Source organism: Cohnella thermotolerans DSM 17683 (assembly GCF_000429825.1).
Classification (GTDB): domain Bacteria; phylum Bacillota; class Bacilli; order Paenibacillales; family Paenibacillaceae; genus Cohnella; species Cohnella thermotolerans.
The window spans coordinates 27,492-49,803 of record NZ_KE386955.1; the positions used below are offsets into that span (position 1 = coordinate 27,492).

19 protein-coding genes are annotated in these 22,312 nt (G+C 59.7%); all 19 read right to left on the reverse strand.

From position 1 onward, the window contains the following. Positions 1-120 precede the first annotated feature (120 nt). Entirely contained in the window at positions 121-2,841 is a 2,721-nt protein-coding gene (locus G485_RS0117700; RefSeq protein WP_051318388.1) for a DNA translocase FtsK, read from the reverse strand. 21 nt (positions 2,842-2,862) lie between these two features. Then, complete coding sequence (locus G485_RS27260) at positions 2,863-3,135, reverse strand: YlzJ-like family protein (RefSeq protein WP_240489201.1); 273 nt, start codon at positions 3,133-3,135, stop codon at positions 2,863-2,865. Next, positions 3,132-3,884 carry a ClpP family protease gene (locus tag G485_RS0117710; RefSeq protein ID WP_035157155.1) on the reverse strand — a complete coding sequence of 251 codons (753 nt, stop codon included), beginning with the start codon at positions 3,882-3,884 and terminating at the stop codon, positions 3,132-3,134. Before G485_RS0117710 ends, G485_RS27260 begins: the two co-directional genes overlap by 4 nt. A gap of 207 nt (positions 3,885-4,091) precedes the next feature. Then, positions 4,092-5,771, reverse strand: coding sequence for a ribonuclease J (locus G485_RS0117715; protein WP_027093591.1), 1,680 nt, complete (start codon positions 5,769-5,771; stop codon positions 4,092-4,094). Between the two features lie 235 nt (positions 5,772-6,006). Further along, the gene (gene dapA / locus G485_RS0117720) at positions 6,007-6,882 is read right to left on the reverse strand and encodes a 4-hydroxy-tetrahydrodipicolinate synthase (protein ID WP_027093592.1); all 876 of its coding nucleotides are present in this window, start codon (positions 6,880-6,882) and stop codon (positions 6,007-6,009) included. A gap of 77 nt (positions 6,883-6,959) precedes the next feature. Further along, positions 6,960-8,177, reverse strand: coding sequence for an aspartate kinase (gene dapG, locus G485_RS0117725; RefSeq protein ID WP_027093593.1), 1,218 nt, complete (start codon positions 8,175-8,177; stop codon positions 6,960-6,962). 87 nt (positions 8,178-8,264) lie between these two features. Beyond that, positions 8,265-9,305: an aspartate-semialdehyde dehydrogenase gene (locus G485_RS0117730; RefSeq protein WP_027093594.1), complete on the reverse strand. Its 1,041-nt coding sequence runs from the start codon at positions 9,303-9,305 to the stop codon at positions 8,265-8,267. A gap of 37 nt (positions 9,306-9,342) precedes the next feature. Further along, complete coding sequence (locus G485_RS0117735; RefSeq protein WP_027093595.1) at positions 9,343-9,939, reverse strand: dipicolinate synthase subunit B; 597 nt, start codon at positions 9,937-9,939, stop codon at positions 9,343-9,345. Then, positions 9,936-10,835, reverse strand: coding sequence for a dipicolinate synthase subunit DpsA (gene dpsA / locus G485_RS0117740; protein WP_027093596.1), 900 nt, complete (start codon positions 10,833-10,835; stop codon positions 9,936-9,938). The genes G485_RS0117735 and dpsA overlap by 4 nt, the downstream gene beginning before the upstream one ends. 247 nt (positions 10,836-11,082) lie before the next feature. Further along, positions 11,083-11,823, reverse strand: a complete 741-nt coding sequence (locus G485_RS0117745; RefSeq protein WP_051318389.1) for a DnaD domain-containing protein — start codon at positions 11,821-11,823, stop codon at positions 11,083-11,085. A gap of 36 nt (positions 11,824-11,859) precedes the next feature. Continuing rightward, the gene (gene asnS, locus G485_RS0117750; RefSeq protein ID WP_027093598.1) at positions 11,860-13,155 is read right to left on the reverse strand and encodes an asparagine--tRNA ligase; all 1,296 of its coding nucleotides are present in this window, start codon (positions 13,153-13,155) and stop codon (positions 11,860-11,862) included. A gap of 31 nt (positions 13,156-13,186) precedes the next feature. Further along, the gene (locus tag G485_RS0117755) at positions 13,187-14,416 is read right to left on the reverse strand and encodes an acetate kinase (protein ID WP_027093599.1); all 1,230 of its coding nucleotides are present in this window, start codon (positions 14,414-14,416) and stop codon (positions 13,187-13,189) included. After that, positions 14,413-15,285, reverse strand: a complete 873-nt coding sequence (locus G485_RS0117760) for a 3-hydroxyacyl-CoA dehydrogenase family protein (RefSeq protein WP_027093600.1) — start codon at positions 15,283-15,285, stop codon at positions 14,413-14,415. The genes G485_RS0117755 and G485_RS0117760 overlap by 4 nt, the downstream gene beginning before the upstream one ends. An 87-nt stretch (positions 15,286-15,372) precedes the next feature. Continuing rightward, positions 15,373-16,494 carry a histidinol-phosphate transaminase gene (hisC, locus tag G485_RS0117765; RefSeq protein ID WP_027093601.1) on the reverse strand — a complete coding sequence of 374 codons (1,122 nt, stop codon included), beginning with the start codon at positions 16,492-16,494 and terminating at the stop codon, positions 15,373-15,375. 193 nt (positions 16,495-16,687) lie between these two features. Continuing rightward, positions 16,688-17,776: a 3-phosphoserine/phosphohydroxythreonine transaminase gene (serC, locus tag G485_RS0117770; protein ID WP_027093602.1), complete on the reverse strand. Its 1,089-nt coding sequence runs from the start codon at positions 17,774-17,776 to the stop codon at positions 16,688-16,690. 325 nt (positions 17,777-18,101) lie between these two features. Further along, positions 18,102-19,322: a hypothetical protein gene (locus G485_RS0117775; RefSeq protein ID WP_027093603.1), complete on the reverse strand. Its 1,221-nt coding sequence runs from the start codon at positions 19,320-19,322 to the stop codon at positions 18,102-18,104. Beyond that, positions 19,306-19,869 (reverse strand): RNA polymerase sigma factor, encoded by a 564-nt coding sequence (locus G485_RS0117780; RefSeq protein WP_027093604.1) that lies wholly within the window; start codon positions 19,867-19,869, stop codon positions 19,306-19,308. The genes G485_RS0117775 and G485_RS0117780 overlap by 17 nt, the downstream gene beginning before the upstream one ends. 254 nt (positions 19,870-20,123) lie before the next feature. After that, the gene (locus tag G485_RS0117785; RefSeq protein ID WP_027093605.1) at positions 20,124-21,611 is read right to left on the reverse strand and encodes an AAA family ATPase; all 1,488 of its coding nucleotides are present in this window, start codon (positions 21,609-21,611) and stop codon (positions 20,124-20,126) included. 4 nt (positions 21,612-21,615) lie between these two features. Then, a complete protein-coding gene (locus G485_RS0117790; RefSeq protein WP_027093606.1) occupies positions 21,616-22,149 on the reverse strand; it encodes a hypothetical protein in 534 nt (177 codons plus the stop codon). Positions 22,150-22,312 lie beyond the last annotated feature (163 nt).

Consider the following 22,312-nt stretch of genomic DNA (forward strand, 5'->3'; position numbering starts at 1 on the left):
GCCGCCGCCCAATACCCACCACACCCTGACTCGGTGGGATAATGGGATGCTATCATTCGTAAAAAGAGTCATATGCTGCAGACGCCCCCGGCAAAAAGAAAGACCGCCAAAACCTGGCGGTCATGAGGAAATCCGTTGGCTCGACTGGTATTGCTCCAGCGTAAGCAGCACTTCTCTTGGTTTGCTTCCTTCGTATGGGCCGACGATCCCTCTCGCTTCCATCGAATCGATGAGTCTGGCCGCTCGCGTATATCCGATACGCATGCGCCGCTGAAGCAGCGAGACGGATGCTTGCTTCGCCTCCAGCACGATGCCGACGGCCTGATCGAACAGCTCGTCGAGAACTTCGTCGCTCTCTCCTTCCGACTCTTCGCCGACTTCGGGCACCAACTCTTCGTTGTACACCGCTTCCGCTTGTCCCCGAACGAAGGAGACGACGGCCTCGACCTCGTTGTCCGACAGGAACGCCCCCTGCACGCGGATCGGCTTGGACGCGCCCATCGGCAGGAACAGCATATCGCCGCGTCCGAGCAGCTTCTCCGCCCCGACCATGTCGAGGATCGTGCGCGAATCGACCTGCGAGGAGACTCCGAAGGCGATCCGGCTCGGGATATTCGCTTTGATGACGCCGGTGATGACATCCACCGACGGCCGCTGCGTGGCGATGATCAGATGGATGCCGGCGGCCCGCGCCATCTGCGCGAGGCGCATGATCGAGTCTTCGACGTCTCCCGCCGCGACCATCATCAAATCTGCGAGTTCGTCCACGATGACGACGTAATAAGGCAGCACGGCATCCGGATTGTCCCCGCTGAGCATCAAGGTATTGTAGCCTTCGATGTTGCGGGTGCCCGACTTGGAAAATTTCTCGTAACGCTTCTCCATCTCCACGACGATCTTCTTGAGCGCCAGCGCGGCGCGCCGCGGATCGGTCACGACGGGGGCCAACAGGTGCGGGATTCCGTTGTAAACGTTGAGCTCGACCATCTTCGGATCGATCATGAGAAACTTCACTTCGTCCGGCTTTGCCTTGTAAAGAATGCTCGTAATGATGCCGTTGATGCATACGGACTTCCCCGAACCGGTTGCCCCGGCGACGAGAAGGTGGGGCATGCGGGCGAGGTTGCCGACGATCGGTTGTCCGGAGATGTCCCGGCCGAACGCGATCGACAGCTTCGATTGCGCGTCGTGGAACGCCTGCGTCTCGAGCACTTCGCGCAGCGTAACGATGCTTACCTCGGAGTTCGGCACCTCGATGCCGATCGCGGACTTGCCCGGAATGGGCGCCTCCATCCGGATGTCTTTGGCCGCAAGCGCCAGTGCGATATCGTCGGTCAAGCTGACGATTCGGCTGACCTTCACCCCGACGTCCGGCTGAAGCTCGTAACGGGTCACGGCCGGACCTCTCGCCACGTCCAGCACTTTCGCGCGGACGCCGAAGCTTTCCAGCGTCGCCTCAAGCTTGCGGGCGGTCTCGCGATTGTCGGCGGCGGAACCGCCCCTGCCCGAGCCTTGCGGTTTGCTGAGCAAATGCATCGGCGGCGTCCGATAAGGACGCTTCGGTTTATGTACGGGTTTCGGCGGACGGGCGGGTCCCGCTTCGCCTTCGGTCGGGCTATCGGCTTCCGATGGAGCATTGCCTTCCGCAGCCTCGGTTAACGCCTCCGGCGACTCGTCGTCCGGTTCCCAATCCGCCATATCGTCGTACGGCGCCTCTTCGTATCCGTCTGAGCCGCCCGCGTACGGGGCGCCGGCAAGGCTATCGGTATCGCTTTCCTGCCATGGGCTGTCCGCCTCCTCCAACGCGGGCTCGGGTGCCGCAGCGGGTGAGGGCGAAGCGGCCGGAGGCGTCTCCCGCTCTCCCTTGCCAAACAGCTTGCTGATCGGACCGGCTTCCCCGGGGGATTTGTCCGAGCTTTTGAAATGAACCTTCGGACCTTCCAAAGACGGATACAGGATCGGGCCGTCAAGCGGATCGTCGTCCCAGGCCGAAGAGTCCGACGCGTTCGCCGCTTGCTCCGGCTTGCCATGGAACAATTGGAAGAAGATCGGCTTCTTCTTGTCGCCTCTTGCCATCGGAAGCCCGTCATCCAGATCGTCGTCTTCCGCCGCGGCAAGTACGGGCGCCGGCTTCTTCTTGCTCGCCGTCCGCACCGGCACGGCTTTGGCGGCGAGCGGCTTGCGGCCCGAAGACAGCCGGGCGACGAATACGGGCGCCACTCGCTTGAACAAGGCGCGAACCGCCCGAATCATATCGACATACGAACGGTTCGTGATGAGCATGATGGCGATGGCGAATTCGATAAGGAGCACAAACTTGGAGCCGTCATTGCCGAACAGCCAGAACAGAATCGAATACTGGAGCGCCCCGATCAGACCGCCGCCGATATCCTTTTCCCAAATCCGCACGTCCGGTTCGATCGGTCCACCCCAGATTTGCTCATAGAGTTGGTCGAGCGTCTGCGAGAAAATGCTGGCAGGCGTAACCGCTCCAAGCGGCATTAGACGGCTGTCCACGAAGCTCATGGCGCTCATCAGCGCAAGCCCGCAGCTCAGAAGAACGAAGCCGCTTCTTCGGGCCGTCCAGCCGCGGGGCCAGGATCGCTTGATCATGACGTACAGTCCGAGCCATATGCCGGCCAGTGCCAGCAAGAAATAAAATTGTCCCAGCAAATAGGCGAACAGCTTGGACAGCGAACGTCCGCCCGCCGCCTCTCCGTACAAGGCGATGACCGAGAGCGTGATCAGCAGGATGCCGTAGATTTCGTATTTCAAGTTAGCACCCAACGAGGCCTTCTTGCGTTTGCGTTTGGCCAAGTTTGCCACCTCCCGGTTCAACATTATACCATAGTCGACCGGGGTTTACATGATCGTCGGCGGCTGATCCCCGCCGAACGTTCGCTTCTCCTCCGTGCCCGGAGTCCCATAATAAACGAGGCTTCCCGGCGAAAATTCGGCGCGCAGATAATAATCGAGCGGAGCCGACAGCAATCGAACGAGCCGGCCGACGCCGGGAGCGACGGGCGCGAGAAGCATCGTCAGTTCGCCCCGGCTCACCTCGATCATCGGAGCGGGATCGCTCTGCATGCCGTCCAGCACAAGCTCCAGCGGCATCGTCGTATACAGCGTCGTCAAGACTGTTTCACCGATCCTTCCTTCGCTCCGGCTTTGCGCTCGCCGATTCGCCGATTCAGCTCCGCCAAGGCGTCCCCGATGCCGCCCGTAGCATGAATAAGCCCATGGCGGACGGCCTCATGGCCGATAACGGTTGTACCGATGTCACGGGTCAGCTCGCCCGTGCGGAACATCAGGTCCTTGAACGTTTCTTCGCTGATATTCGAATGGCTGGTGACGAAGCGGACGACTCTTTCCTGCATTTTCTCCAGATATTCGAACGTTTGCGGCACCCCGATGATCAGCCCGTTCAGGCGAATCGGGTGAATCGTCATCGTGGCGGTCTCGGCTATAAACGTGTAGTCCGCGGACACCGCGATCGGAACCCCGATCGAATGCCCTCCCCCGAGGACGACGCCTACTTTCGGCTTCGACAGGGAAGCGATCATTTCGGCGATCGCAAGTCCCGCCTCCACATCGCCGCCGACTGTATTCAGCACGATCAGCAATCCTTCGATTTTCGGATTTTGTTCGGCGGCGACCAGTTGGGGAATGACATGCTCGTACTTTGTCGTTTTGTTCTGCGGCGGAAGCATCAGATGTCCTTCCACTTGGCCGATAATCGTCAGGCAGAAAATGTTCGACTCCGCTGGCAGAACAGGGCCAGTCTGGCCAAGCTGCACGATGCTCTCCGTGGTCGCTTCCTTGCGCGGCTCCTCTCCGGGCGCCGGCTGCTCCGACGTGAATACCGGGACGGTCCTCTCGCTCATGGGCAAGTCTCCTCCCTTCCGCTTCGATTCCGAGCGGGGATTGACATAGTATGGGCGCCCTCCCGGCAAATATGCGGCCGTTCCCCGGAAAGAGGCGGCCCGCAAGCGTTGTGCCTAGGACGAGGAAATTGAAAACGGCCGCCCTCTTCCGTTCGAAGAAAGGCGGCCGTTCGCGGCTCGAGTGTGGGGTGTTGCTGATATCGCGCTCTATACTTCCATAATGATCGGCAGGATCATCGGTCTTCTTCTCGTTTGTTCGTACAAGAAACGGCCGAGTGCGTCCTTGACGTTCGTTTTCAGCGACGCCCATTCGTTGACGTTCTCGCTCATGAGCTTCTGCAGCGTGCCGGATACGATCCGGTTCGCCTCTTCCAGCAACCCTTCCGATTCACGAACATACACGAATCCTCGCGATATGATGTCCGGTCCGGACATGATCGCGCCGTCCTGTTTGCTCAGCGTGACGACGACGACGAGAATGCCGTCTTGGGACAGCAGCTTCCGGTCTCGAAGGACGATGTTGCCGACGTCTCCGACGCCTAGGCCGTCGATCAGCACGTTGCCCGCCGGGAGCTTGCCTGCCTTGCGTGCGGTCCCGTTCTGGAATTCGACCGTGTCGCCGTTGTCAAGCAGGAAAATGTTCTCCTGGTCGATGCCGACCGATTCCGCCAGCATCGCATGATGCCGCAGCATCCGGTATTCGCCGTGAACCGGAATGAAATATTTCGGACGGATCAAGTTGAGCATCAGCTTGAGCTCTTCCTGGCTTCCGTGTCCGGATACGTGCACGCCCGTTACGGACCCCGGCCCGTAAATGACGTTGGCGCCGAGCCGCATCAACTCGTCCACTGTCCGGCCGACATAGCGCTCGTTGCCCGGAATCGGCGTCGCCGAGATGACGACGGTGTCGCCCGGAAGAATGTCGACCTTGCGGTGGGTCGAACGCGCCATGCGGGTGAGTGCCGACATCGGCTCGCCCTGGCTTCCGGTAGACAGAATAACGACACGGTCCGCCGGTAGTTTGTTCACTTCTTCTGGTTCAATCAGCATTCCTTCGGGTATATGCAAATAGCCGAGCTCCGAAGCGATGCTGACGATGTTGACCATGCTTCGGCCGATGACAGTCAGCTTGCGCCGCGTCTCCATCGCCGCATCGATAATTTGTTGGATCCGGTGAACGTTGGAAGCGAACGTCGCGATGACGACCCGCTGCTTCGCATTGCGGAAAATATCGATCAGTTCTTTGCCGATATTGCTCTCCGAAGGCGTAAATCCCGGGCGTTCCGCGTTGGTGCTGTCGGACAGAAGCACAAGCACGCCGCGTTTGCCGATCTCCGCAATCCGCTGCAAGTCCGCGAACTGGTTGTTAACCGGCGTATGGTCGAATTTGAAGTCGCCCGTGTGAACGACGGCGCCTTCCGGTGTCTCCAGACAGATGCCCACCGAATCCGGAATGCTGTGGTTCGTCTTGAAAAAGCTTGCCTTGATCGATCCGAGCTGAACTTCAGATTCGGCGTTGATCAGAATACGCTTCGTATCGCCGAGCAGACCCGCTTCCTTCAGCTTGTTCTCGATCAGGCCAAGCGTAAGCCTCGTTGCGTAGACGGGAACGTTCAGTTGCTTCAGGACGTAAGGCAACCCGCCTATATGGTCTTCGTGACCGTGGGTTACCAGAATGGCGCGTACTTTGTCGCGATTGTCGAGCAGATACGTTATATCCGGAATGACGACATCGATGCCAAGCATTTCTTCTTCCGGAAATTTCAAGCCCGAATCGACAACGACGATGTCGCTCCCGTACTGAACGACGTACATGTTCTTGCCGATCTCGCCGACGCCACCTAGTGCGAAAATAATTAATTTGTCTTGGTTGTTCTTCTTTGACAAGTCTAGTACCTCCTACATGGATTCGACGATCCCGCTCCTATGGAATTGTCAAGTTGCAAAATTTGGCCGCACCCTATCACTCAGGTACATTATACATGAAGCAAAAGCGGGAATTCAACCGGATATGATGCTGTGCCGCTCTAGCTGCCGTCGCGGTTAATGTTCCCATAACGAATAAAACCGATGCCTCCGCAGGCATCGGTTTGATCGTCCGTATGTCCCGATGAAAGCGCCTCTAGACTAGCAATTTGCGAATGAACGCCGCTTCGTCCTCGGTCGCTTCAACAAGCGGCAACCGGACGCCTCCGACGGGTAAACCTTTGTGCGTTAGCGCATATTTCACCGCTACCGGATTCGGTACGGGATGAGGACAATGGAACAATCCTTTGAAAATCGGATAACAGCGGCTGTTGATCCGCGCCGCCTCCTCCACGCGTCCTTCCGTATAAGCCGCGATCAATTCCTTCATGTCGGCGCCGATGATGTGGCTGGCTACGCTCACGATGCCGTAGGCGCCTACGGACAGCGCGGGAAGCGTCACAGAGTCGTCCCCGCTATAGACGCGGAAGCCTTCCGGCGCGTCCTTGATAATTTCCGTCATCTGGTCGAGAGACGCGCATTCCTTCGTCGCGGCGACGTTCGGCAATTGCGCAAGCCGAAGCGTCGTCTCTGCGGAGATGTTGACGCCTGTCCGTCCCGGAACGTTGTACAGCATCACGGGCAGACGGGTCGATTCGGCAATCGCCTTGAAGTGACGGTACAAGCCTTCCTGGCTCGGCTTGTTGTAATACGGAGCCACAAGAAGAACGCCGTCGACGCCCGCCTGCTCGGCGATGCGGGTCAGATGAATCGAATGGGCGGTGTCGTTGCTGCCCGTACCGGCGATAATTTTGCAGCGTCCGGCCGCGCGCTGAACGGTGAAGCGGAACAGTTCCTCCTTCTCGCTGTCGGTCAGCGTGGGCGACTCCCCGGTCGTGCCGCTGACGACGAGGCTGTCCGATTTTTGTTCCTCGATCAAATAATCGACGAGCCGGCCCGTAACCTCCCAATCGATCTCCAATTTCTCGTTGAAGGGCGTTACCATCGCCGTAATCAATCGACCAAAGCTCATAATCCTTTCCTCCTCCGAGTTGTGCGAAGCGTCCGCCCCGGCCCGCAAGGCCGCGAATGCAACGACGGCATCCGCCCTTACGGCACGAGATGCAGTCCGAAAGCGGTGTGAAGCACCTGCAAGGCAGACACCATATCGTCTTCAGCCACCAACACCCAGATCGTCGTGTTGGAGTCTGCCGATTGCAAAATAGGAATGTTCTTGGCCGTCAGCGCTTCCACGATCCGGGCCATGACCCCCGGCTCGCCGTTCATGCCGCCACCGATCACCGACACTTTGGCGCAGCCCGACTGGACGCGCGTCTCAAAGCCCATCTCTCTGAGCAGACGGACGGCCAGCGGCGCATCCGCGTCGCTAACGGTAAAAAGCACGCCCGCCGGCGTGACGTTGATAAAATCGACGCTGATCGCGTTCTTCGCCATGGAGCGGAAGACGCGAAGCTGAACGTCCGAAGGTCCATACAGCGTATCGACCGCCAATTGGGTGACGCCTTGGACGTGAGCCAGCCCGGTAACGGTCCGGTCGGCCCATCCGTTCTGCCCGCGGACGAAGTCCGCGTGCGTAACGAGCGTGCCTTCGCCGTCCGAGAACGTGGACCGGACCCGCACGGGAACGCCCGCCCGCATCGCAATTTCGACCGCCCGAGGATGGATGACCTTCGCCCCGTTGTAGGCCATGTTGCAAATCTCCTCGTAGCTGACGAAGGCGAGCGGCCTGGCGTCGTCCACGAGACGCGGATCGGCGGTCAAAATGCCGTCCACGTCGGTGTAAATATCGACGACCGAGGCGCGAAGTGCGGCGCCCAGCGCGGTGGCCGACGTGTCGCTGCCGCCCCTGCCGAGCGTCGTAATCTCGCCGTCTTCCGTCATGCCTTGGAATCCGGCTACGACGACGACCCTGTCTTCGGCAAGATATTCCAATATTTTCGCGGGATCGACCTTCACGATTCGGGCGAAGCCGTAACGCCCGTCGGTAATGATGCCCGCTTGCCCGCCGGTCAAAGCGACGCACGGGATGCCTTCGCGGGTCAGCAGGCTGCACAGCGTTGCGGCGGAGATCAATTCGCCGCAGCTAAGCAGCAAATCTCTCTCGCGATCCGCCAAGGCGTTGCCGTTGGCGCCGATCCAGTCGAGCAGCGTATCGGTGGCGTAAGGTTCCCCCCGGCGTCCCATCGCGGAGACGACGACGACGATTCCGTTGCCAGCCGCGCGTTCCCGCGAAATATGACGGAGGACGTGCCGCCGACCTTGCTCGTCGGACAGCGACGTCCCTCCGAATTTCTGCACCGTGATCATCTCGCACCCTGCCTCCATCCCCTAGAATTTCGGGTGGATGAGTCTGTTAAGACGTCAATAGTCCGATCGTTGGTGCCGATTGTAAATTCATTTCCGCTGAGCGGCGATATATTCGGCAATTTGCACGGCGTTCCAGGCGGCGCCTTTGAGCAAATTGTCCGATACGATCCAAAGGTTGAGCGCCCGCGGATTGGACAAGTCGCGTCTCACGCGGCCGACAAACACCTCGTTCTTGCCTGCGGCGTCGGTCGCCAGCGGATATTGCTGATTCGCCGGATCGTCCACGAGCACGACGCCGGGCGAGTCGTTCAGCAACGACTTGACTTCCTCGACGTCGAAGTCCTTCTTCAACTCCACGTATACGGATTCCGAATGCCCGTACACGACCGGAATCCGGACGCAAGTAGCCGTCACTTCGATCGAATCGTCGCCCATAATCTTCTTCGTCTCGCGGATCATCTTCATCTCTTCCAGCGTAAAGCCGTTATCCTGGAACTTGTCGATCTGCGGGATCGCGTTGAAGGCGATCTGATGCTTGACGGGGAGCGAGGCCACCGGAAGAATGTCCGGCTTCACTTCGCCGCCCGCGAGCACTTCGCGGGACTGGCGCAGCATCTCTTCGATCGCGCGGGCGCCGGCGCCCGACACGGCCTGATAAGTCGATACGATAATGCGGGAAATGCCGTAACGGTCGTACAGCGGCTTCAAGGCCGCCACCATTTGAATGGTCGAGCAGTTCGGGTTGGCGATAATGCCCTTGTGCTCGTTCACCTTATCGATATTCACTTCGGGCACGACAAGGGGCGTCTCCGGGTCCATGCGGTAAGCGTTCGTGTTGTCGATGCACACCGCGCCGTGCTTGACGGCTTCGGGGATGAGCGCCTTGCTCACGTCTCCGCCCGCGCTGAACAGAGCGATGTCGACGCCTTTGAAGCTGTCCGGCGTCGCGGCTTCAACCGTCAGGGTCTGGCCCTTGAAGTCGATCTTCGTGCCGGCGGAGCGCGGAGAAGACAACGGCTTGAGCGAAGCGATCGGGAAGTTCCGTTCTGCGAGCAGTCTTAGAATCTGTTCCCCAACGGCGCCGGTCGCTCCCACGACGGCGACGTTAAACAACGTTTGCGTAGACATTGAATGTTTCTCCCCTCTTGAAGCGGCAAAATATATCTCATGCGTATAGATAACGCTCAATGAGCATGGGCTGCAATTGTTTGCCTTGCAGGGCGGCCTCGCACGCCTCCATGACCAAATCCATTCGGGCGACGAGCGAATTCGGCTTCCCCTCGGGATTGTCTTGGCCGAAAGGCACGAAATAAATGTTCTTCGCCACAAGCAGCTTGGCGATGTTGGCGGCGTTCAGGCCGAGCCCGTCGTTCGTCGAGATCGCCAGCACGAGCGGACGTCCGTTGCGCATCTGGGCTTTGGCCGCCATCAGAACCGGACTGTCCGTCATGGCGTTCGCCAGCTTGCTCGTCGTATTCCCGGTGCACGGCGCGATGACCAGCACGTCTAGCTTCTTGGAAGGACCGAGCGGCTCGGCGTCGACGATCGAGCTGATCAGCGCGTTGCCGGTCAAGTCGCGAAGCTGCGTTTGCCAATGCTCGGACGTGCCGAAGCGGGTATCGGTCGTCATGATCGACCCGCTCACAATCGGAATGACGTTGGCGCCGGCGTCTGTAAATCTCTTAATCTGCGGCATCACTTCCGGCAGCGTGCAATGAGAACCGGACAGCGCGTAGCCGACGGTAATACCTTGCCAATTCATGTCGCATTCCCCCGTTGTCGGTCATCTTCCAGAAGCATCTGGATAAGACCGTTAGCGATAATCCGACCGGCCGTCTTCGGAGCGACGATACCCGGCAAACTCGGGGCGAGCAGCGCTTTGATTCCGCGCTTCTCGGCGAAGCGGAAGTCGGTGCCGCCCGGCTTCGAAGCCAGGTCGATAATAACCGCGCGCAGGGGGAGCCCAGCGATCACTTGTGCTGTGATTATCATATTAGGAATTGTATTAAAAAGCAAGTCGATATTCCCCGTCTGACGCGCCAAATCAGGAACGTAGAAAGGCTCGAAACCCATCTCATACGCGCGGGCGAACAAATCCTCGCCGCGCACTCCCGTCTTCACCTTCGCCCCCAATCCTTGAAGCGTGCGGGCCAGCGTGAGACCCGTTCTGCCGAGCCCCAGAACGATGCAGTTGGAACCGTGAATCGTAATGTCGGTATTCTGAATCGCCATCATGACGGCGCCTTCCGCTGTCGGAATGGAATTGTAAATCGCCACGTCGTCTCGCTCGAACAATTCGACCAATTTGATATGGTGCTTCTCGGCCAGTTTCCGCAAATACGTTTTGGCCAAACCGCAATAAATTTTGCAGGATTTGGGCAACGCGTCCATAAAATCGTCCGTCAGCTTCAGCTCCCGTTCTGTAAAAATCGCGGATATCGTGCCGTCGTCGTCCGTCCCAACCGGAGGCAAAACCAGGGCGTCGGCCTGCCGCAAGACGCTGGGCTGCCATTCCGCCCGAACGACCCCGGGGAACGACGTCTCCAGTCGGTCGAACCCGCAAATGGTGATGGAAGCGTCCTGTTCGGTCAACCGGCGGATCACCTCCAACTGCCGCGCGTCCCCTCCCGCGAGCACGACCTGCACGCCGGTAAGCATGTCGCATCCCTCCCTTCGGCATCCAGTAGCATAGCACATCATATGCATACGCCCACCGTCGGGTGCGAAGGCGTCGCTCCCCGAAAGCCGACTTGGGCTCCGGCCCAAGCAAAAACGCCTCGGCGTCATCAAACGGCGAAGAAGCTTTGCGTAAAACCATTCGGAAGCGAATAAGCGTGAAACCTATAAAGGTGCACGAAAAAAGCCTTCGCAACGCCCCTCTTCAAAAGGGGCCGCGAAGGCTTCTTCATCCTTGTCTGCCGCTGCGGAATTTCTGCGCGTGCGCGCGCGCGTCCTCGACGCTGTTCACGCGGTTGCGGCTCCACTCCAGCAGAATGCGGTCGATGTAGCGAAAATGCAGCTTGCCCGCGAACACAGATTCCTTCAGCGCGAACAGGATCAGCTCTTCCGGATAGCCGTCGGTGTCGATCCAGCCCGCAATCGTCTCGCACTCCATCGGGGTGAGCGGCCGGCCGAATTCCTGTTCGAACACCGCGAACAGGTTCGGCTGCGAGGCGGCGGCGCCTCCCGCGACACCCGCGATGCCCGAACGATCCGGCCGCGCCCGATCCGGGCCGCCGGGCTGCGCCGGACCGTCCGCCGCCGAGCCGCCGCGGATGGGCAGTTCCTCCGCGGCCAGAAGCGCCGCGATCTTCTGAAACAAGCCGGACAGGTTATATCGTTCGGACTGTACGCCCGTCACCGGATCGATGACTTCGTCGATGGCGACGAAGCCGTGCTTGACGAGCTTCTGCATCGCCTGCCCGACGATCGCGGGCGACGATCCGAGCCGTTCCTGAAGCTGCTCCATCGTCGGAAATTCATTCTGCTCCAGCTGGCGGAACGCCAGAAGCTGAATGACGAGCATGCACTCGGTGTCGGTCAGCTTCAGCGCGCGATAGCTGCGAAGCAGAGCATATGGCAAGCTGACCGCCCCATCCATGAACGCTTCCGCCAATCCCCTCGCCAAGGCGTTGCGATCGAACATCCCCATTCCTCCTCCTGATCCGGACGGCGACCCCGTTTACGGATACAGCCGATACAACATCCGCGGGAACGGAATCGTCTCCCGGACGTGATCCAATCCGCAAATCCATGCGACAGTGCGCTCCAGTCCGAGGCCGAAGCCCGAATGCGGCACCGAGCCGTATTTGCGCAAATCCAAATACCATTCGTAAGCTTCCCGCGGAAGCCGATGCTCGTCGAAGCGCGCTTCCAGCAGCTCCGGATCGTCGATCCGCTGCGAGCCGCCGATGATCTCGCCGTAGCCTTCCGGAGCGATCAGGTCCGCACAGAGCACCACTTCCGGCCGCTGCGGGTCCGGCTTCATATAGAAGGCTTTGATCGCGGTCGGGTAGCGCGTAATAAACACCGGACGATCGAACTTCTCCGCGATCGCCGTCTCGTGAGGCGCCCCGAAGTCTTCGCCCCAGGGCAGCTCCATCCCCGCTTCCTTCAGCAGATCGATCGCTTCGTCGTAGCTGATCCGGGGGAACGGCGGCTTGACGCGCTCCAGCGCCGAGACGTCCCGCTCGAGCGTCGCGAGCTCGGGACGGCAGCGCTCCAGCACCTGACCGACGACGTAGGAGACGAACTGCTCCTGCACGCGCAAATTTTCCTCATGATCGACGAACGCCATCTCCGGCTCGACCATCCAGAACTCGATCAGGTGCCGCCGCGTCTTGGACTTCTCCGCGCGGAACGTCGGGCCGAACGAATACACTTTGCCGAGCGCCATCGCGGCCGCTTCCATGTACAGCTGTCCGCTCTGCGTCAGGTAGGCGTCTTCGTCGAAATATTTCGTATGGAACAGGTTGGTCGTGCCTTCGGCCGCGGACGGCGTCAAAATCGGCGGATCGACCAGCGTGAAGCCGCGCTCGTCGAAGAAGCGCTGAATCGCGGAAATAATCTCCGCGCGAATTCGCAAAATCGCCCGCTGCCGCGGCGCGCGAAGCCACAGGTGGCGATGGTCCATCAAGAAGTCGACGCCGTGCTCCTTCGGCGTGATCGGGTAGTCCTTCGCGATCTGGATGATCTCGATTCCGGTCACCGCGATTTCGTACCCGGAAGGGCTTCGCGGCTCTTCCCGGACGACGCCGGTGACGTACAGGGAGCTCTCCTGGGTCAGCTTGCCGGCCGCTTCCCAGACGTCCTCCGGCGCTTCGCCCTTGACCAGAACCCCCTGGATAAACCCGGTGCCGTCCCGCAGCTGCAGAAACTGAATTTTGCCGCTCGAGCGCCTTCGCGTCAGCCAGCAGCCGATCGTCACGCTTTGCCCGGCATGCGCGCCGACGCCGGCGATGTCCGTTTTCGAACCCATGTCCATCCTCCTTGTGATCTTGGTCGCACGCTCACGTTTGGCCGACCTTGTCGGACAACGCTTTATTTTGCACGAGCCGGTAGGTATCCCGCGCGATCAACAGCTCCTCGTTCGTCGGCACGACGAGAACGTCCACCTTCGAGCCGTCCTTCGTAATCCGCCTCGTCTCGTTGGAGCGAACGGCGTTGCGGCTCTCGTCCAATTCGACGCCGAGGAACGTCAATCCTTCGCAGACGCGCTTGCGCAGCACGTCCGAATTCTCGCCGACGCCCGCCGTGAACAGAATCGCGTCGATGCCGTTCATCGCCGCCGCGTAGGCGCCGATATACTTGCGGATGCGGTACGCGTACATCTCGAATGCCAGCCGCGCCGATTCGTTGCCTTCCTCCATCGCCTGAACCACTTCCCGCATGTCGCTGCTGACGCCGGAGATGGCGACCAGTCCGCTGTGCTTGTTCAGCATCGAGTTCACTTCGTTCAGCGTCAAATCTTCTTTGTTGATCGTATATGGAACGATCGCCGGATCGAGATCGCCGCTGCGCGTGCCCATCATCAAGCCTTCCAGCGGTGTCATGCCCATGCTCGTGTCGTACGATTTGCCATGCAGAATCGCCGTGCAGCTCGCCCCGTTGCCGATATGGCAGCTGACGATCTTCAGTTCCTCCAGCGGACGGCCCAGAAAGGCGGCCGCCTGTTTGCTCACGTAATCGTGCGACGTGCCGTGGAAGCCGTAGCGCCGGATTTTGTGCTTCCGGTACAGAACGGTCGGAATCGCGTACAAGTACGAGGTCGGCGGCATCGTCTGATGGAAGGCGGTGTCGAACACGACGGCCTGGGGCACGTCCGGCAGGTTCGCTTCGACGGCCGCAATGCCCATCATGTGGGCCGGGTTGTGAAGCGGAGCCAGATCGAACAGCTTGCGGATTTCGAGCTTCACATCGGCGTCGACCAGCACCGATTCGCGGAACGACTCCCCTCCGTGCACGATCCGGTGGCCGACCGCCTGAATGTCTTCGATGGTGCGCAGCACGCCGAATTTGCGGTGCGTGAGCATGTCGAGCACTTTGCGCACCGCCATCGTATGCTCCAGGATCTCGCTGACTTCGCGAACTTCCGCCTGCCCTTCGACTTCGTGGGTCAGAATGGACGATTCCATGCCGATGCGCTCGACCCGCCCGCTCGCCAGCACCGACTCGTTCGACATGTCGTATAGCTGATATTTAAGCGAGGAACTGCCCGAGTTGATGACCAATACGTTCATGTCTGGCGGTCACCGTCCTTGTTGTATGTGAAAAAGCCGACGCCCGTCTTCACGCCGAGCTGGCCGGCCCGGACCTTCTTCTTAAGCAGGATGGACGGCCTATACTTAAGCTCTCCGTATTCGCGGAACATCCGGTCGAGCGCGGTCAGCACCGAATCGAGGCCGAACCGGTCCGCCATCTCGAGCGGCCCGTGCTGGAACGAATAGCCGACCCGCATCGAATCGTCGATGTCTTCGGCGGAAGCCACCCCTTCTTCGAGCAAATGAAGCGCTTCGTTAATGAGCAGGCAGATGAGCCGGGTCGTGACGAAGCCCGGAGACTCGTAGACCATGACGCCTTTCTTGTCAAGCACGTTCTCGACGAAATCCTTCGTCGCGCGGAACGTCTCGTCGGACGTCTGCAGCCCGCGAATGATCTCCACGACGTCGATCCGGACGGCGGGATAAACGAAGTGCATCCCAATGATCCGCCGGGGGTGCCGCGTCGAGCCGGCCAATTCCGTCAGGCTGAGCGTGGACGTGTTGCTGGCGATGACCGTCGTCTCCGGCAAAATCGCGTCCAATTGCGCGAACACCGCTTGTTTGCTCTCCAGATCCTCGCTAATCGTCTCGATGACGAGCTCGCACCCGGCGAGAAGCTCGAGCGACGGCTCGGTATGTATGCGGTTCATGATGAGCTTTTTCTCGGCTTGCGTAATGGCCCACTTCTCGATTTGCCGGTCCAGGCTCGTCTCTATCGCTTCCATCGCAAGCTTCAGCTTCTCGGACGTCTTCTCGGTCAGATGGACGTCCAACCCTTTGGCGGCGAGCATCTCGGCGATGCTGCGGCCCATCGTTCCCGCTCCGACCACGCCTATGTTTCGAAACATCCGGTTCCCCCCACGGACTATGTCGCTTCTTTTGCTGCTTGTCCTCTTCATTTTAGCATACCCGGCTTGCTGCTGAAATCGACGATCCTATGAAGATTGCACGATCGAACCGAGCTCCCGGAGCAGCCATTCGATCTCCTCTACCGTACCGATCGAGATGCGCGCATGGTTCGGCAGCTCCCAGCCTTGCCCCGAACGGACGATCACGCCTCTGGCGAGCAGCTCCCGATAGATCGAATCCGCCTTCTCGCCCAATTCCGCCAGGACGAAGTTGCTTTCGCTCTTCGTATAGGGAATCGACAAGGCGCGAAGCCCTTCGTACAGCCTGCTTTTGGCCCGTTCGTTGGCGATCCTCGACGCTTCCAAATGCTCGTCGTCCGTCAGCGCGGCGGCTGCGGCCGCTTGGGCAAGAGCGTTCACGTTGAACGGCTCCTTCACCTGCAGCAGCGATCGGACGATCGGCTCCGGCGCCGCCGCGTATCCGACGCGAATGCCGGCCAGCCCGTATATTTTCGAAAAGGTTTGAAGCACGGCCACCGGATAGCCTTCCCGCACGAACGCCATCCCGTCGGCATAATCCGGCGCTGTCGCAAAATGGGCGTACGCGGAGTCGACGACAAGAAGCACGCGGTCCGGAAGACCGTCCAGCAGCCGCCTCATTTCGGACTCGGGCATATACGTCCCGGTCGGATTGTTCGGCGTGCATATATAGACGATTTTGGTTTTGTCCGTCACGGCGGCCAGCAACGCGTCCGCATCGTAAGCGAATCCTTCCGCCAAAGGCACCTTCTTGACGGAGGCGTTCATGAGAAGCGCGCCGAAGGCGTATTCGCTGAACGTCGGAACGGGGACGACGACTTCGTCTCCGGGCTCCAGATACGCTTCCGACAGCAAGGTGATCATCTCGTCTCCGCCGTTCGACAAGACGACGTTCGCTTCCGACAGGCCGAGCCGGTCCGCCAGCGTCCGGGCCAGAATCGTCGCTCTGACGTCCGGGTAGCGGTGAAGCTCCGGCAGCATCCGCCGGATCGCCTCCAGCGCTTTGGGCGAAGGTCCGAGCGGATTCTCGTTGGAGGCGAGCTTGGCGACGCGGTCCAGCCCGTATTCGCGCTGCACCTCCCAGATCGGCTTGCCCGGCGAATACGGCGTCATGCGGCCCAGCGCATCGCGGGGTTTGACTTTCGCATGTACGTTTGCGTTCGGGTTCATTCGATGTTCTCCTCTCCATATGGCATTCGTGCACACTTCATTGCATCAATTTAATAATACATTAACGCTTTAATAATTTAAAGTACCAGGAGAAAATGTTTCGCCGCCTCTTCGACGAATTTCGGGAACGCATAGCGATTCCCTGACTCGCAGGAAGCGGCGACCCGGCCCGGGTACGCCGCTTGCGCACGTGTCAGCCGTGCCGCCGCGCGAAATCGTCCATAAACTCGCCGAGCGTCTTGCAAGCTTCCAGCGAAACCGCGTTATAGATCGAAGCGCGCAGGCCGCCGACACTCCGGTGACCGGCCAATCCTTCAAACCCGTTCGACTCGGCCGACCGAAGGAACCGGCGCTCCAGTTCCGCGTCCCGAAGGCGCCAGGTGACGTTCATGAGCGAACGATCGGGGGCATCGACCGCCCCCTCGTAAAACCCGCCGCTGCGGTCGATCGACTCGTACAGCAGACGGGCTTTCGCTTCATTGACGCGCTCCATGGCGGCGACCCCGCCTTGGCGTTCGACCCACTTCAGCACCAAATTCATCATGTAAACGGAATGAACGGGCGGCGTGTTGTACAGCGAATCGTTCTGCAAATACGTTCGATACTGGAAAATGAGCGGAATCTCTTCGTTCGCTTCCGATCCGAACGCTTCGCTCAGCAAGACCGCGGTCACGCCGGCCGGTCCGAGGTTTTTCTGCGCTCCGGCGTAGATCAGCGAGAACTTCGACAGCTCCAGACGGCGGCCGAGAATGCAGCTTGTCGCATCCCCGATGAGCGGGACGCCTCCCGTCGCCGGAACGGCGTTCCATTGGGAGCCTTCGATCGTATTGTTGAGCGTCAGGTGCAAATAGGCCGCGTCCGGCGGCACGGTCAGCTCGTTCGGCGCGGGGATGCGGCGCCATCCCGACATTTTGGAACTCACCGCAATCGCCGTCTTGCCGATACGCCCCGCCTCTTGGAACGCCTTCTCGGCGAAGCTTCCGGTGAGAGCGTAAGCGGCGACCCGGCCCGGCTTCAGAAAATTGAGCGGCGCAAGCGCAAATTGCATGCTGGCTCCGCCGCCCATGAACAGAACCCGGTAGCCCGGAGGCAGTTCCGTCAAAGCAAGCAGCCGGACTTCGGTCTCGCGGATCAGCTCCTCCACCGCCGGACTGCGATGCGACGCTTCCATAAGCGACATCCCGAGCGTCCCGTGCGAGACCAGTTGGTCCCTCGCTTCCTCCAACACCTCGAGCGGCAGCGCGGCCGGCCCCGGATTGAAATTAAGCTTGCGTTTTTCCATTTTCCCCATCCCTTTCCCTGAGGCCCCAAAAAGCCCCCGAATGATAACCCCAAAAGGGCAAAAAAATAACGCTCCCTGTCCGATTGGGACGAGGAGCGTTCGCTCGCGGTGCCACCCAACTTGACCGAATCGGTTCGATTCGGTCCTCTTGGTTCCGCGGTAACGGGCGGGGCCGGTTGACTTCGACCGCCGACGAATCCGAAGACGGCTTCGCGCGGCAGCTTGACGGGAACGCCTCCGAGTTGGATGCTCTTCATCGGCATGATTCCGATATGAAATTACGCTTAGCTTACACCGTTCCGCCGCGATTGGCAATAGCCGGATTTTAACGTTTGGCCAAAATTTCGGAAACTTTCGTTTTCCACTGGTCGGCGTAATTCTTCTGCTCGGACTGATTCAGCGCCCATTCTACCATAATGACCGTTTCGTTCGGTTCGAGCTCCACCGACAACGGATTCGAGAGGCCGTTCTTCTGCTTGTACGGGTAAATCTTGATCTCGCGGTCCACGACGACGGCAAGCATATCTTCCGTCTTGGACGTGTAGGCGTCCGTTGCCGCCGGCTCGATCCGCCGAATCTGATCCCAGGAGACGAGCAGTTGATCGGCGGGGGCCACGTCTTCCGGCAGTTCCGTCTGCACTTCCTGTTCGGCGTTGGCGTCTACAGGCTCCGCCGCATTCAACCGGCCGTACGTGACGCCGATCCATTTGCCCGGCTTGCGGACGATGGCCCATTGCTCCGTCTTCTCGCCGTTGACGGCGGCAGCCTGCGCCAAAGCTTCCTCCAGCGCCGTATGCGGCTCCGTCGCCGGATCGAAGGCGGTGCCTCCGGATTTGGCCAGCTGGTTGATCTGCTTGACAAACCGGTACTCCCTATCGTCGCCCTCCCCTTTGCCGACCGCATCCTGCGCGATCGAAACATACCGGTTGCCGACGAACAGAATCCGCTCCGACAGCAGGCCTTCGCGGGGCGTCGCCAAGATCGACGCCGGCCGCTCGGTAAGCGCCTTTCTCCCGTAAGCCTGATAGGCGATCAGGCTCTGCCGGTCCGACGTTCCGTCATCGGCCGTCGACTCGATCTTCCAGAACGTCTGCCCATAAGGCATGACGATGCCGGAACCTTCGGCCGTAATCTGCAGCTTGTTGTCTTCCGGCGCCACGAGCACGGTCCGGTACGAGCTGACGATGCGGCCGTCGGGAGCGGTCACGTCCTTGCGCAAGCCGAGAAGCAGCGCCGAACGAATCTCTTCGTCCGTCTCCGCCGTAAGCGACATCTTCGGATCCAGCGCGCCGGCAAGCTGCGTGTCCTTGGCCCCGGAAGGGGATGAGCCGAGCGGCGACCACTGCCAGATGCCGAAGCCGATCAGCAAGAGCAGCAGCGCGGCCGCGCCCGCGGCGTTCCAGCCGAAGCGGGTCGTTCGGCCGAATCGCTTCCTGGGGCGGTCCAGGCTGTCTTCGATTCGCTTCCGCAGCCGCTCGTCGAAGCCGTCGCGTGCGAACGGACCTGGGGCCAGCTTCTCCCTAAGTTCCTTATCGGTCGGATCCATACACCATCCGCTCCTTCATTTTGGCTAATTTCTTGCGCGCATGGAACATTCTCGATTTGACCGTCCCCTCGGTCACGCCGAGCAAGTCCGCGATTTCTTTGAGGGACAACTGGTTATGAGCGTATAGGATAAGAACCTCCCGGTATTTGATCGGCAGCTTTAAAACCATCTCCCACATTTCGTTGACCGCTTGATTCTCGATGACGTCCTGCTCGACCGATCGTCGTTCTCCCGTCTCGCCTACCCAATCGGTCAACGTCACTTTGCGGAAAAACGCGGATCTCTGAAAATCGATCGCCGTATTGCGCGTAATCGTGAGCAGCCAGGTTTTGACGGAGGCGTCGCTTCGAAAGCCGTGCAGATTCTTGTACACCTTGATGAACACTTCTTGGGTGATATCGTCCGCCATGTCCCATTTGCGCGTAATGCTATAAGCATAATTCCAAATTTCCTTGCCGTAAACCGTCATGAGATCGCCAAGCAGCGCTTTTTTGTCTTCATGATCGGTCATATATCTTAAGTAATCGAAGTTTGCCTCGGATTTCAAAACCGCTCACCTCTTCATTTGACGAACATGGCGCCCATTCGGTTCAAATAAAAACCGGAATTCCTGCATATCGGAGTTCCGGATTTTTCAGCCTGTATTGTTTATGCTACCACAATCGAACGGAGATTTCCTTTAAATGCTGTTAAAGAAATTCGGCAAATGTTGAGAAAAAATTAAGATTTTCGAGCGGCTTAGCGCAAAACAAACAGCGCTTCCGGGCGATAATTTCCCGAAAGCGCCGGTTTCGCGTCGAATTACGCGGCGGAATGCGCCAGCTGTTTGCGCAGCTCCTCGCCGGACAACGTTTCTTCCCGAACGAGAATGGCGAGCAGCCGCTCGAACGTGTCGAGATGGCCTCTCAGCAGATCTCGCGTCCGCTCCGTCAATTCGTTCAGAATGTTGGCGTTCTCCTGCGACCATTGCTCGGTCGTCACCGCCTGCGGATGCACGATGCCGAGTCCCGACATGCCCGATTCGATCATCGTGCGGACAATGTTCGTCGCCTGATCGAAATCGCCGCGCGAGCCGGTGCTGCGGCCGCCGTAGTTCAACTCCTCGGCAACCGCACCGCCGAGTGCGATCATAATCTGCTCTTCCAGCACCGTCTTCGTATACAAATACCGGTCCTGGCTCGGATGGTGCCGCACGTAGCCGAGCGCTTGTCCGCGCGGCGTCAGCGACACTTGCGCGACGCTGCCCGGCCGAACGGTCTCCGCGACGATGGCGTGGCCGAGCTCGTGAATGGCGACGCGCTCCCGCTCTTCGCGGGTCGTCTCGCGGTCCATCCGCTCGCCCATCATCACTTTGTCGATCGCTTGGGCCAGATGGGCCGAACGGATCGTCTCGCTCTCCTCGCGCAAAGCGTAAATCGCCGCTTCGTTCATCACGCTCTCCAGCTGCGCGCCGGAGAATCCGAACGTCTCGTCCGCCACTTTGGACAGCGAGACGTCATCGGCCAAAGGCTTGTTGCGGGCGTGCAGCTTCAAGATGTGCTCGCGGCCCGCTTTGTCCGGCAAGTCGACCTGAATGTGGCGGTCGAAACGGCCGGGACGCAGCAGAGCCGGGTCGAGCAACTCCTTGCGGTTCGTCGCCGCGATGAGCAGCACGCGCGGATTCTCGTCGCCCTGGATGCCGTCCATCTCGGTCAGCAGCTGGTTCAGCGTCTGATCGTATTCGCGGTGCTGGCCGCCGTCGCGCTTGCCGCCGATGCCGTCGATCTCGTCGATGAATATGATGGCGCTATCCTTTTTCTGCTTCGTCGCCGTGCGTCTCGCTTCCTGGAACAGATCGCGAATGCGGCCGGCGCCTACGCCGACGTACATCTCGACGAATTCGCTGCCCGAAGCGGCGACGAATACGGAATTCGTGTACTGCGCGGCCGCCTTGGCCAGCAGCGTCTTGCCGGTTCCCGGAGGTCCCGCAAGCAGAATGCCCTTCAGCGGACGAATGCCCAGCTTGGACAGCCTGTCCCGCTTCACGAGAAACTCAAGCGCCTCCATCAGCTCGCGCTTCGCCTGTTCCTGCCCGCCGATATCTTCGAACGTCAAGTATTGCGGCGCTCGCGAAGGCGACTTTGGGGCCGCCGCTCCCATCGCCAAGCCTCCCCGCGCCCTGGCGAGCAAGAGAAGTCCGGCCGTGAGGCAGAGGCCCATAATCAAAGGAAGCGCCGGAACGCCGATGAAAAGGAGAAAAAGAAGCAGGACGGGAAAGAACCCGACCGCGATCTCTTTGCCGTAAGGCATCAGTTTACGCATTCGGCCACACCCCCAGCTTATCCGGCTCGCGGGGCAGAATGACGTATTTCACGGCATCGCCCGACCGCAACCGAATGTAGACGTTGTTGTCGTCCATCTCGGTTGCCGCCGTCAATCCCGGATATTGCTTCGTCAGAGCGTTCATCGCGTCCCGAACGCCGGAATATTTGCGATGGTCCATCGCTTCCGCGACGTCGAACAGCGCTTGGCTCCAGGCTTTTTCCAGAGCCGGGCTGGACGAATCTTCCACGCTTAGCTTCAGTGTTCTGCCGCCGATCGCATCCGCACCTTTCTCCTGCACCTGGCGGTAAATTTCGGCCAGATCGGCATCCGGCGAGAGCTTGAGCTTCAGATCGATTTCGCTTACCGAGCTGTTCGTTTGCGCCGATTCGACGCCCGGAATGGCTTCCGCCACCCGTTCCAAAGGCTTCTCCACGCCGTAATGGCCATAGGCGAACCAACCGCCGAAAAGCAATGCCGCGGACAACGCGGCCGTTATCGTAACTGGAACGATGCGCAAATTCATGCCGCATGCCCTCCTTTATCGTTCAAAGTTGCATCCTCGTATGCTAGCGATTCAATCGTACATCTTAGAGTATATCAAATTTTGATAGACGTTTCGTTATCAAAAGCTTGGCAGCGGTGGTAACGCCCCGGCTTCCGACTTTGCACAAAAAAGACTTTCCCAA